Source organism: Clostridium sp. UMB9555A, assembly GCF_030222355.1.
GTDB classification, from domain to species: domain Bacteria; phylum Bacillota; class Clostridia; order Clostridiales; family Clostridiaceae; genus Sarcina; species Sarcina perfringens.
Genome location: NZ_JASORQ010000002.1, coordinates 930940 through 943429, shown reverse-complemented (window position 1 = coordinate 943429; position 12490 = coordinate 930940). Strand labels below are relative to the sequence as shown.

At 28.0% G+C, this 12490-nt stretch carries 10 protein-coding genes and 1 riboswitch; of the genes, 9 read left to right on the top strand and 1 reads right to left on the bottom strand.

Annotation, left to right across the window (positions count from 1 at the left end; all coding sequences use genetic code 11):
* Nucleotides 1-156 precede the first annotated feature (156 nt).
* Nucleotides 157-717, bottom strand: coding sequence for an NUDIX hydrolase (locus QP548_RS09595; protein ID WP_061426572.1), 561 nt, complete (start codon nucleotides 715-717; stop codon nucleotides 157-159).
* Nucleotides 718-1011: 294 nt separating this feature from the next.
* Here QP548_RS09595 and QP548_RS09590 point away from each other — a divergent pair, with 294 nt between their 5' ends.
* The 9 genes from QP548_RS09590 to purC all read left to right on the top strand — a co-directional run bounded on the left by QP548_RS09590 (nucleotide 1012) and on the right by purC (nucleotide 12486).
* Complete coding sequence (locus tag QP548_RS09590; RefSeq protein ID WP_061426573.1) at nucleotides 1012-1374, top strand: hypothetical protein; 363 nt, start codon at nucleotides 1012-1014, stop codon at nucleotides 1372-1374.
* 223 nt (nucleotides 1375-1597) lie between these two features.
* On the top strand, nucleotides 1598-2584 hold the full coding sequence (locus QP548_RS09585; RefSeq protein ID WP_061426574.1) for a biotin--[acetyl-CoA-carboxylase] ligase: 987 nt from the start codon (nucleotides 1598-1600) through the stop codon (nucleotides 2582-2584).
* Nucleotides 2585-3009: 425 nt separating this feature from the next.
* A complete protein-coding gene (locus tag QP548_RS09580; RefSeq protein ID WP_061426576.1) occupies nucleotides 3010-3744 on the top strand; it encodes a DUF4184 family protein in 735 nt (244 codons plus the stop codon).
* A gap of 189 nt (nucleotides 3745-3933) precedes the next feature.
* Entirely contained in the window at nucleotides 3934-4239 is a 306-nt protein-coding gene (locus QP548_RS09575; RefSeq protein WP_061426579.1) for a hypothetical protein, read from the top strand.
* Between the two features lie 246 nt (nucleotides 4240-4485).
* Nucleotides 4486-5136, top strand: a complete 651-nt coding sequence (locus tag QP548_RS09570) for a dUTP diphosphatase (RefSeq protein ID WP_061426581.1) — start codon at nucleotides 4486-4488, stop codon at nucleotides 5134-5136.
* Nucleotides 5137-5387: 251 nt separating this feature from the next.
* A riboswitch (TPP riboswitch) is annotated at nucleotides 5388-5492 on the top strand.
* A 149-nt stretch (nucleotides 5493-5641) separates the two neighbouring features.
* Nucleotides 5642-6952, top strand: coding sequence for a phosphomethylpyrimidine synthase ThiC (gene thiC, locus QP548_RS09565; RefSeq protein WP_061426583.1), 1311 nt, complete (start codon nucleotides 5642-5644; stop codon nucleotides 6950-6952).
* A gap of 237 nt (nucleotides 6953-7189) precedes the next feature.
* Complete coding sequence (locus tag QP548_RS09560; RefSeq protein ID WP_061426585.1) at nucleotides 7190-10990, top strand: phosphoribosylformylglycinamidine synthase; 3801 nt, start codon at nucleotides 7190-7192, stop codon at nucleotides 10988-10990.
* A 309-nt stretch (nucleotides 10991-11299) separates the two neighbouring features.
* Nucleotides 11300-11779: a 5-(carboxyamino)imidazole ribonucleotide mutase gene (gene purE / locus QP548_RS09555; protein ID WP_061426587.1), complete on the top strand. Its 480-nt coding sequence runs from the start codon at nucleotides 11300-11302 to the stop codon at nucleotides 11777-11779.
* Nucleotides 11779-12486, top strand: a complete 708-nt coding sequence (gene purC, locus QP548_RS09550; RefSeq protein ID WP_061426589.1) for a phosphoribosylaminoimidazolesuccinocarboxamide synthase — start codon at nucleotides 11779-11781, stop codon at nucleotides 12484-12486. The genes purE and purC overlap by 1 nt, the downstream gene beginning before the upstream one ends.
* Nucleotides 12487-12490: the final 4 nt, after the last annotated feature.

Genomic DNA, 12490 nt, shown 5'->3' with positions numbered 1-12490 from the left:
GAATAACTATTCAATCTTATCACTAAATAAAAATATTATTGTTAAATATATAAAACTTAGATTTAAATTTATACCTTAATAAAAATATAAGAGTAAAAAATAAAATTTGTTAGCTATTTTAAAATTTAAAATTACTAAAATAAGAAATCAAAAAGATTAATCTAGAGATTTAAGTTTTTCTATTAATTTTTCATAAATAGGAATCATATGAGGTTCACTACAATAGTTACTTATTTCATTAAAAGGAATCCACATAACACCACTATTTTCATCCTCTTTAAGCATAAGAGTTTCATCTTCTGAGCATTCTATTAGATAAGTAAGATTTAAATGAAGATGGGATGAAACATATTTTCCTCTTTTTATGTGTCCATTTACTGTTAACACATCTAATGCGAAAGCTTTATCTAAAAGAGGAGTAGGATTTTTAACTCCAGTTTCTTCTTTTAATTCCTTCATTGCAACTTTCAGTTGATCTTCTTCATTATCTGAATGACCGCCAGTCCATGCCCAAGAATTATATATGTTATGATGAATCATCAAAAATTTATTTCTTTCTTTATTTACAGCAAAGGCTGAACTAGTTAAATGAGCAATTGTGTTATCTCTTGTTAAAATATCATCAAAATCATTTAAGCATTTTAAAAATAGTTCTTTATCTTTTTCTTCTTGTTCATTAAAAGGAATATAATTTTTTATATCTTCAATATAATTCACCTTAAACACCACCTAGTTAGTTTTATTTAAATTATACATGAAAATAAAAAAATAAGCTTAAATAATAAAAGTTAAATTTTTGATTATTAACAAAATTTTAAATGAAAATTGGAAAATTATTTTCTTTTTTCTTTTTGTAGGATATAATCATATTACTGAGAATAAATATTTTATTATTTTTAGTGCTTTATTATAAATTAAAATCCAAAATTTTTTATATAAATAAAAAACCACACAAAAACTATAATTAATTATCTTTAAAGAACTAATGAAAGAGTTAAGGAGATGATTTAAATGGAAAAAGACATAAAAATTAATGAGGGGTTAATTTCAACTTGTAATGATGATTATTTAAATGCTATGTCTTTAGTAAAAGAAAAATTAAATATATACTTAGAGGAACCTAAAGTGTTTTCAAATGAATATGTTTTAGGAACACCAGGGTTTAAAGACAATTTAAGAGATAATTTAAAGAGAGCCTTAGCAATAATTTTTGATTTTGTTGCAGTTTATAAAAAATACGAAGTAAATGAAAATATAAAAAATATCTTAGAAAAGGCTAGAAATATTTATTCTATCTTAGAAGAAGCACTAGTAAATATTAATGAGGATGTTTTAAAATCATTAAGAGAAATTAGAGCAATAGAATTTAAATAATTTTTATGGAAAGGTTAGTAACATTAAAAGTTGCTAGCCTTTTTTGTATAAAAAATTATTTTGAGATTTATATTGTAGACTTAAATATTAAAAAAGGTTGTCAATAATAGGCATAAAAAATATAATCAAGGAGAGTATTAATTAATATCTAAAGAAAATTAGTTTTAATAAGCTTTAAAAATAAATTATATAAATAATAGGAATAAATTAGGAGGCTAGTTCAATGTCGGTTAAAGAGTCAGTACTTAAGATTCTAGAAGAAAATAGGGAGAGAAGTATATCAGGAGAAGAATTAGCTAAACATTTATCAGTTTCTAGGGCAGCTATATGGAAGGCTATAAAATCCTTAAGGGGAGAGGGATACAATATTTCTGCTGTTACCAATAGAGGATATCAATTAACAAAGGATAATGACTTAATATCAGCAGAGGGAATAAAAATATTTTTAAATCATAAATACCGTGAAAACTATATAAGGGTGTATAAAACTATAGATTCTACTAATCAAGAAGCTAAGAAGCTTTTAATGGATAATGATATACCCCATGGAACCATATTAATTGCAGAGGAACAAACAGCAGGTAGGGGGAGATTTCAAAGAAAGTTCTTTTCACCTTCTAACAAAGGAATATATATGAGTGTTATTTTAAGACCTAACATAGAACTTTCAAAGGCTATACATATAACAACCTCAGCAGCCATATCTGTTTGTAGGGCAATAGAAACATTAACTAAAAAAAGACCTAAAATAAAGTGGGTTAATGATATATTTTTAGAAGATAAAAAAATTTGCGGCATATTAACAGAGGCAACAGGAAACTTTGAGAGTGGAAGAGTCGAGAATGTTGTTGTTGGAATTGGAGTGAATTTTAAAACTGATTCAAAAGATTTCCCTGAAGATATAAAAAATATTGCAGGATCAATATTTGAAGGAGAAAAGCCAGCTATTACGAGAAATCAGTTAGTTGCTGAAATTTTAAATGAACTTTTTGAATTATGTGAAAATTTAGAGGATAAAAGCATAATGACAGAGTATAGAATTTTATCTTTGGTATTAGGAAAAGAAGTAAGTTTTTTAAAGAATAATAAGCTGAATAAAGGATTGGCAATTGATATTACTGATGAGGGAGCTTTAGTTGTTAAGTATGAAAATGGGGAAATAGAATACTTAAATTCAGGTGAAGTATCAGTAAAAACATTAAATAAGTAATTTTTAATAATTGAGTAAGAGTGTTAGAAGTAACCATTTCTAAATATGTTTCTAACACTTTTTAATTTTATGTTTTTAGCTTTAAAATACATTGTTAACAAAAAGTTACAAAATATGCTACAATATGAATGAAATATTAATAAGGGGTTGTATTGAAATGGAATTTTTAAAGAAGCATGAGTTATGGTTATTAATAATTAATGTTATTTTGTTTCTTGCAATAACTTCAGTAGAGTCTCAAATAAATAAAATAATATTTTTTATAATATTTATTTTGAATAATATTCTTATTTATTTAGTACAAAAAAATAATTCAAATAAATAGGTTTCATGTTAATGGATTAAAAGAAAAATTTTAGTCGTTTTTACTTAGTCTTTTATATGTTATAATTGGATAATATTCAATATAATAAGGGGGAGTAAGTATGCCTTTTACCCTAGCGCATCCAGCAGCTGTGGTTTTTTTAAAGAATAAAAAGTTTAATCTTACAGCTTTAATTTTAGGGAGTATGGCTCCAGATTTTATATATTTTCTTAATTTTAGACCTTATGGAAATTTAGGACACCAAATATTAGGCTTTTTTATATTAAATTTGCCTTTATGTATTTTATTAGCGTATATTTTTCATAACTTTATAAAATCTCCACTTATAAGTCATTTGCCGAGACCTTTAGATAACTGGTATGGTTACTTAAGAACAGAACAATTTGGCTTGCATTCATGGAAAGAAGTAATTGTTTTCATATATTCGGCTTTATTAGGAATGATTACCCATGTTTTATGGGATGGATTTACTCATAAAACTGGATTTTTTGTGCGTCACATTCCTTGGCTTCAACAAAAAATTATAATATTTGGCGGAGATGAAATTTATATATATAAGTTAGTTCAACATACAAGTACTGTTATTGGAATAATTATAGTGTTATTTTTCTTATATAAACTTAGGGATAGCAATACTAGAATTTTGTGGGGACATAAAAGTTTTAAGGATAAGTTTATATATGATTTAATAGTTATAATAACTGCAATAATAGTTTTAGTTTTAAGTTACATAATATTTAAATACTTAAGTATTCCTTACAGAATTGGAAACCTTGTGGTTTCAAGTATAAATGGAATTTTTATTGGAATTTTAATTGCTTCCTTTAAAAAATAATTTGTAAAAAGATATATTTTTATTAGTTTATTCTTTAGGTTTAGACTAAAAATAAGGAATAGTATTATCTCCATAGATTAGGTGGATTTAAAGTCTAAATGATATATTAATTTTAATTGTAAAGTTCACTTACTATTCTTTAAAATGGTATAATATAGCTATTAAGGATGAATTGAAAGGGAAGAAACTATGGATAGAATGCTTTTATTACAAAATATATTGGAAGCATTAGTGTTTGTTATATCAACAATTCTATTTGCTGTTTTATATGGATTAATTGATAAAAAAATAAGGTTAACTGATAAAATGTTTGGAGCTTTTAAAATAGAGCCTAAGTGGGAATGGATTATCCACATATTTATAGCTTTAATTTTAATTGTGTTAGTTCATTATTTTGGAGTTTATATATTTAAGATATGGAACTTATTAACTGTATTTATAACAGGTGCTATTGCTGGGATTTGTATATATAACATGAATAGAAATAATTTTTAAAAATTATTTTAAATAAGTAAAAAGTAACAGGTTAGATCCATTAAACCTGTTATTTTTTTATAGAAAATTAAGTTTTTCTATAAAAAAATTCTTAATAAAAGTAATAAGTTGTAAATGTAAGAATAAAGAAAATATATTAACAAAATGTTAATAATACAACTTTTAGTTAAGAATATGGATGATTTACACATTTGTTAATAGGGGGATTTTAAAATATAATTTTTACTAAAGATGGAGGTGAATTTTATGGCTGGAGAACAAAGAGTGAGAGATGTATATATTCAATACGATAAAAATGGAGAAACACCTAAATATGAAACACCCTTAGCCGCAGGAGCAGACCTTTTTGCAGCAGAGGATATGGTTATAAGACCCTTTGAAAAGGTTGCAATTCCACTAGGATTAAAGTTTGCAATTCCTGATAACATGGAGCTTCAAATTAGGGCTAGAAGTGGACTTTCTTTAAGAACAAACTTGAAAATTTCAAACTCAATAGGAACTATTGATGCTGATTCAGTTAGTGATATATCAGTAATTTTAGAAAATAATTATAATATAGCCAATCTTCCTTATGAAATAGCTAATGATATAAGTATATTAGATGATTTAAAAAATAATTATACTGAAGTAAGATTAAAAGATTACTTAGAATCTAAAGGACATGATATAAGTTCTTATGAGGATGAAGGAAAAAAAGCTTATAAAAAGTTATTAAAGACATATATTTATTTAGATAAGAACGGAAATCCATATGGAACTATATACATAAAAAAAGGAAATAGAATTGCTCAGATGGTTTTAGCAAAATATTATAAAGCTAATTTTATAAAAACAGATGACGTTTCTAAACTTAAAAGTGTAAATAGAGGTGGTGGATTTGGTCATACAGGCTTTTAAAATTCCATTGTTTTGTAGAGAAAACTTAAATTATAATATATAAATCGGAATAGTTAGGAAAGTTTTAGAATGAGATAGGAACTTATTCTAAAGCTTTTTTAATTTCTACTTGCATTTTTCTTGGGTTTAATTAGTATATCTTTTTTAGATTTAACGTAAATAATTATTAAGTATATTATTACTTATTTTTATAAATTTACTTGAAATTGAAAAAAATTGATAGTATAATTTAAAAAAAGTGAATATTTAATCGTAAGTGCTAGGGGTGCATTTTATATGCTGAGAGGATAATATCTATCTAACCCTTAAAACCTGATGTAGTTAGTACTACCGTAGGGAAGCATAAACTGTTGTTTATTTATATTTATGCTTTAAAAAGGTATAAATGTATCTATATAAGTGTTTATTAAGCTTGCCTTATGGCAAGCTTTTATTTTTTATAAAAAAATAGGATCCTATATTAATTTAACTGCGCAGTTAAAAAATTAAAATAAGGAGAACTAATATGAATTATACAACTCAAATGGATGCTGCTAAAAAAGGAATAATAACAAAGGAAATGCAAGTAGTTGCAGAAAAAGAAGGAATTAATATTGAAACTTTAATGAATTTAATGGCTGAAGGAAAAATTGTAATACCAGCTAATAAAAATCATAAAAGTATAAGTGCAGAAGGTGTTGGACAAGGGTTAAGAACTAAAATAAATGTTAACCTAGGAATTTCAAAGGACTGTGCCAATATAGAATTAGAGTTAGAAAAAGTTAAAAAAGCAATAGATATGAATGCAGAATCTATAATGGATTTAAGTAATTATGGTAAAACTTATGATTTTAGAAAAAGACTTGTAGAAGTTTCTACGGCTATGATAGGAACTGTACCAATGTATGATGTAGTAGGTTTCTATGATAAAGAACTTAAAGATATAACTGTTGATGAATTTTTTGAAGTTGTAGAAAAACATGCAAAGGATGGAGTTGATTTTGTTACTATACATGCTGGATTAAATAGAGAAACAATTGAAACTTTTAGAAGAAATAAAAGACTTACTAATATAGTTTCTAGAGGAGGATCTCTTCTTTTTGCATGGATGGAATTAAATAATAGAGAAAATCCTTTCTATGAATATTTTGATAGATTATTAGATATATGTGAAAAGTATGATTTAACTTTAAGCTTAGGGGATGCTTGTAGACCAGGTTCAATAGCTGATGCAACTGATGCTGTACAAATCAAAGAATTAATTACTCTTGGAGAACTAACAAAAAGAGCTTGGGAAAGAAATGTACAAGTAATAATAGAGGGTCCAGGGCATATGGCAATGAATGAAATAGAAGCTAATGTTTTATTAGAGAAAAAATTATGCCATGGAGCACCATTTTATGTTTTAGGACCAATAGTAACTGATATTGCACCAGGATATGATCATATAACAAGTGCTATAGGAGGGGCTATGGCAGCTTCTTATGGAGCAGATTTTCTTTGTTATGTAACACCAGCAGAACATTTAAGACTTCCTAATTTAGAGGATGTAAGGGAAGGAATAGTTGCCACAAAGATAGCAGCTCATGCAGCTGACATAGCAAAAGGAATTTCAGGGGCAAGAGATATAGATAATAAAATGAGTGATGCTAGGAAAAGATTAGATTGGGACGAGATGTTTTCTTTAGCAATAGATAGTGAAAAAGCTATTAGATACAGAAAAGAATCTACTCCTGAACATAAAGATAGTTGTACAATGTGTGGAAAAATGTGCTCTATAAGAAATATGAATAAGATTCTAGAAGGAAAGGATATAAATCTTTTAAGAGAAGACTAAATATATTGGAGATATATTAAAAAATATTATTCAAGACTTTTAATATATCTCTATTTTTGTTCTTAAATACGAACTTTGTTTAATAAAAATAATATAAATACGTCTAAAATTGCCTAAAAAACGAATGTTTAAATAATTTTAAATATTGACAATACGTATTTAAGGTGGTAATGTTTAATTAACGAATGATTAATTTTTAATCATTAATAATGTTCGTGTTTTGAATGGGGGATTAAAATGTCTGGTATTAGAATGGTATTTGTAGAAAAAAAAGCTGGTTTTAATGTGGAAAGTCAGATATTACTTAAGGATTTTAAAGATAATTTAGGGATTGAAGCTTTGGAGGATGTAAGAGTTTTAAATAAATACATATTAGGAGATATGGAAGAAGAACAGTATGTAAGAACTGTAAATACTATTTTGTCAGAAGCTCCAGTAGATAGAGTATATGAGGAAAATTTTGAAATAGGACAAGATGAAATTGCTTTTGGTGTTGAATATTTACCAGGACAGTATGATCAAAGAGCTGATTCAGCTTCAGAGTGTATAATGCTTCTTACTGAGGAGGAAAAAATTCCTGTTAAATCATCAAAAGTAATTATTTTAAAAGGGAATTTAAATGAGGAAGAGATAAAGAAAATAAAATATTATTACATTAATCCTGTTGATTCAAGGGAAGTTAGTCCACTTGCAAAAGTCTTAGAAGAAAACTTAGAGGAACCTAATGAGGTTAAGGTTTTAGATGGCTTTTTAGATTTAAATGAAGAGGGACTTAAAAATTTCCATAGAGAAAAATCTTTAGCTATGAGTTTAGAAGATTTAAAACTAATAAGAGATTATTTTAAATCAGAGGATAGAAATCCAACAATAACTGAGATTAAGGTTATTGATACTTATTGGTCAGATCATTGTAGACACACAACTTTTGAAACAATAATAAAAGATGTTTATATAGAAGAGGGCAAGTATTCAGAACCTATTAAAAAGGCTTATGAAGATTATAAAAATTCAAGAGCCTATGTTTATGGGGAGAACTTAAATACTAAAGAAGTTAAGTTAATGGATTTAGCCACAATAGCCATGAAGGAGCTAAGAAAAAGAGGAAAACTTGATGATTTAGATGTTTCAGAAGAAATAAATGCTTGTTCTATAAATATAGAAATAGAAACAGATAAGGGAACTGAAGAATATCTTTTAATGTTTAAAAATGAGACACATAATCACCCAACAGAAATAGAGCCTTTTGGAGGGGCAGCCACTTGTTTAGGGGGAGCTATTAGGGATCCCCTTTCAGGAAGAAGTTATGTTTACCAAGCTATGAGAGTTACAGGTTCAGCAGATCCAACAGTTGAAATTTGTGAAACTTTAAAGGGCAAATTACCTCAAAGAAAAATAACTTTAGGAGCTGCTCATGGATATAGCTCATATGGAAATCAAATAGGCCTTGCAACTGGACAAGTATCAGAAATTTATCATCCAAATTATGCGGCTAAGAGAATGGAAGTAGGAGCAGTTATAGCTGCCACGCCAAAGGAAAATGTAATAAGACTGGAACCTTCAAAGGGAGATATTGTAATACTTCTTGGAGGAAGAACTGGAAGAGATGGTATTGGTGGGGCTACAGGTTCTTCAAAGGAACACACAGAAGAATCAATAAATCAATGTGGAGCAGAAGTTCAAAAAGGAAATGCTCCAACAGAGAGAAAAATTCAAAGACTTTTTAGAAACAAAGAAGTAGCTCAAATGATAAAAAGATGTAATGACTTTGGAGCTGGTGGAGTATCAGTAGCAATTGGAGAATTATGCAGAGGAATTGATATAGATTTAAATAAGGTTCCTAAAAAATATGAGGGATTAGATGGAACTGAACTTGCTATATCAGAATCTCAAGAAAGAATGGCTGTTGTTATTTCCTCTGAAAATGCAGATAGATTTATAAAACTTTCAGAAGAAGAGAATTTAGAAGCTACAATTGTGGCTGAAGTTACAGATACTGATAGGTTAAGAATGAATTGGAAGGATAAAACTATAGTTGATATAAAGAGAAGTTTCTTAGATACAAATGGGGCAAAACAAGAAATTTCTTTAAAAGTAAAATCACCAAGTGTTTATCCATATGAAATTAAAAACTGTGACGTTAAAGAGGAATGGCTAAAATCTTTAAGAAATTTAAATGTTTGTAGTCAAAAAGGATTAATTGAGAGATTTGATTCAACTATAGGTGGAGGAACAGTTCTTATGCCTTTAGGCGGGAAATATCAATTAACACCAGCAGAGGGCATGGCTGCTAAAATTCCTGTACTAGGAGGAGAAAGTAAAGATGCTTCTTTAATGACATATGGATTTAATCCATATTTAGGAGTATGGAGTCCATTCCACATGGCATTTTATTCAGTTATTGAATCAGTAACTAAAATAGCTGCTATGGGAGGAGATTATAAAAAAGTTAGATTAACTTTCCAAGAATATTTTGAAAAATTATTAAGAGATGAAGAAAAATGGGGCAAGCCTTTTTCAGCATTACTAGGAGCTTATAAGGCACAAATGGATTTAGGATTACCTGCAATAGGTGGAAAAGATTCAATGTCAGGTAGCTTTGGAGAGTTAAATGTTCCACCAACTTTAGTTTCCTTTGCAGTAGGTCTTGAAAAGGCTTCAAGAATTATTTCACCTGAGTTTAAAAATATAGGATCAACTTTAGTTCTTATGAAAGGTGAAAAATTAGAAGATGGAACTTTAGAAATAGATGGATTTAAAAATAACTTAGAAAAACTTTATAAGTTAATAGGAGAAGAAATGGTGGTTTCAGCATACTCTCTTAAGTTTGGTGGAGTATCAGAAGGAATTACTAAGATGTCACTAGGAAATAGAATCGGGGCAATATTAAATAATATTTCTAAAGAAGAACTTTTTGGATTTAATTATGGAAGTTTAATATTAGAGGTTAAAGAAGGGGTTAACCTTGAGGAGGAATTTAAGGGAACTAATTATAAGGTTATAGGAAGCACAATAAAAGATGCGGTTATAAAATGTGAAGAATATGACTTTGAGGTTTCTCTAAAGGAATTAGAAAAATCTTATGAAGAAAAGCTTGAGGATGTATTTAAATCTAAAACAGAAGATAAAGAGGAATGCGTTTCAGACTTAATAAGTAATGGTAAAGATGGGGCTAATATTTTAGATAATGGACAAATGCATATAGAAGAAAAACTTAAATCAAAGATAACAAGGGTAGAAAAGCCAAGAGTAGTTATACCAGTATTCCCAGGAACTAACTGTGAGTATGATTGTAGAAGGGCCTTTGAAAAAGAAGGTGCTGATGTACATGAAGTTATAATCAGAAATTTAAATAAGGAAGCCTTAATTGATTCAATAAATATGCTTAAAAAAGAAATTGATCAGGCTCAAATAATTATGTTGCCAGGGGGATTCTCAGCAGGAGATGAGCCAGATGGATCAGCTAAATTTATAGCAACAATATTTAGAAATCCTAAGATAAAAGATTCAGTTATGAAGCTTTTAAATGAGAGAGATGGATTAATACTTGGAATTTGTAATGGCTTCCAAGCCTTAATTAAGTTAGGACTTCTTCCATACGGAAAAATAATTGATATTGAAGAAGATATGGCAACCTTAACTTATAACAATATAAATAGACATATGTCATCCATAGTTAGAACTAAAATTACATCTAAGAAATCTCCTTGGTTTAATGAGGTTTCTCTTGGAGAGGTACACAGTATTCCAATATCACATGGAGAAGGAAGATTTGTTGCGCCAGAAGCTTTAATAAAAGAGTTAGTAGAAAATGATCAAATAGCTACTCAGTATGTAGACTTAGAAGGAAATATGGCTATGAATATGCCGTATAATCCTAATGGTTCATCTTTAGCAATAGAAGGAATAACAAGTAGAGATGGAAGAATCCTAGGTAAGATGGGTCATTCAGAGAGAATTGGAGACAATCTTTATAAAAACATACCAGGAGAATTTGATCAAAAATTATTTAAATCAGGTGTAGATTATTTTAGAAAATAAGTTTATAAGTTTTAAATTATTTCTTAGATAGAACTAGAGGACTAGCTTAATTAAGAAATTAAGGTTTTATATTATATATTATCTCTAACTTTTTAAGAAGATTATAAATTTCTATCTTAAAAATTTCATAAAGCATATATTTCATAAGATGGGTATAACCAGTTAAGAAATTAAATTTTCACTTAAGTTCTAAGCTTTAAATATTATTTAAAAATATATTATAGAAACTTTTTGAAATTAAGTTAGGTCTTTAGGGTTATCTAGAAAATAAGTATTATTAAAACTTTAAAATATAGGGAGGAAATTTTAATGAAGGTAGCAATATTTTTTGGAAGTAAATCAGATATAGATGTTATGAAGGGAGCAGGAAATGCTCTTAAAGAGTTTGGAATTCCTTATAACGCTTATGTTTTATCAGCTCATAGGGTTCCAGAAAAACTTATTGAAACTTTAGAAAAAATTGAGAAAGAAGGCTGTGAAGTAATAATAGCTGGAGCAGGATTAGCTGCACATCTTCCTGGAGTTATAGCTTCTCATACTATACTTCCTGTAATAGGAGTTCCAGTAAGAGCAGCAGTAGGGGGAATGGATGCATTACTATCAATAGTTCAAATGCCAAAATCAATTCCTGTAGCCACTGTTGGTATAAATAATAGTTATAATGCAGGAATGTTAGCAGTCCAAATGCTTTCATTAAAATATCCAGAACTAAGAGAAAAATTAATACAATTTAGAATCGACATGAAACATAAATTCATAGCAGAAAATGGAGAAGGAGTGGAATTATAATGGTAAATCAACTAGAAATGTTATATGAGGGAAAAGCTAAAAAAATATATGCAACAGATAAAGCTGATATGGTAATTGTTCATTATAAGGATGATGCTACAGCTTTCAATGGAGAAAAAAAAGCTCAAATAGAAAGCAAGGGAGTATTAAACAACGAAATTACTAGTCTTATCTTTGAGATGTTAAATAAAGAAGGAATAAAAACTCACTTTGTAGAGAAGTTAAATGATAGAGACCAATTATGTAAGAAAGTTGAAATAGTTCCTTTAGAAGTAATAGTTAGAAATGTGGCAGCTGGAAGTATGGCTAAGAGACTAGGTCTTGAAGAAGGATATGAATTAAAGACTACAGTTTTTGAATTATCATACAAGGATGATTCTTTAGGAGATCCACTTATAAATGACTATCATGCTGTAGGAATTGGAGCTACAACTTTTGAAGAATTAAATAAAATTTATGAAATAACTTCTAAAGTAAATGAAATTTTAAAAGAAGCTTTCAAAAAACAAAATATCAACTTAATAGATTTTAAATTAGAGTTTGGAAGATATAACGGAGAGATATTATTAGCTGATGAAATTTCACCAGATACTTGTAGATTTTGGGATGCTACAACAGGAGAAAAAATGGATAAAGACAGATTTAGAAGAGATATGGGTAATGTAATAAATGGCTATAGAGAGGTTTTAAATAGACTAAGAAATTAGGTAG

What these genes read in the sequence shown, in the direction of transcription:
- QP548_RS09590 (WP_061426573.1), top strand. Translation starts at nt 1,012, where the DNA reads ATGGAAAAAGACATAAAAATTAATGAGGGGTTAATTTCAACTTGTAAT.
- QP548_RS09585 (WP_061426574.1), top strand. Translation starts at nt 1,598, where the DNA reads ATGTCGGTTAAAGAGTCAGTACTTAAGATTCTAGAAGAAAATAGGGAG.
- QP548_RS09580 (WP_061426576.1), top strand. Translation starts at nt 3,010, where the DNA reads ATGCCTTTTACCCTAGCGCATCCAGCAGCTGTGGTTTTTTTAAAGAAT.
- QP548_RS09575 (WP_061426579.1), top strand. Translation starts at nt 3,934, where the DNA reads ATGGATAGAATGCTTTTATTACAAAATATATTGGAAGCATTAGTGTTT.
- QP548_RS09570 (WP_061426581.1), top strand. Translation starts at nt 4,486, where the DNA reads ATGGCTGGAGAACAAAGAGTGAGAGATGTATATATTCAATACGATAAA.
- thiC (WP_061426583.1), top strand. Translation starts at nt 5,642, where the DNA reads ATGAATTATACAACTCAAATGGATGCTGCTAAAAAAGGAATAATAACA.
- QP548_RS09560 (WP_061426585.1), top strand. Translation starts at nt 7,190, where the DNA reads ATGTCTGGTATTAGAATGGTATTTGTAGAAAAAAAAGCTGGTTTTAAT.
- purE (WP_061426587.1), top strand. Translation starts at nt 11,300, where the DNA reads ATGAAGGTAGCAATATTTTTTGGAAGTAAATCAGATATAGATGTTATG.
- purC (WP_061426589.1), top strand. Translation starts at nt 11,779, where the DNA reads ATGGTAAATCAACTAGAAATGTTATATGAGGGAAAAGCTAAAAAAATA.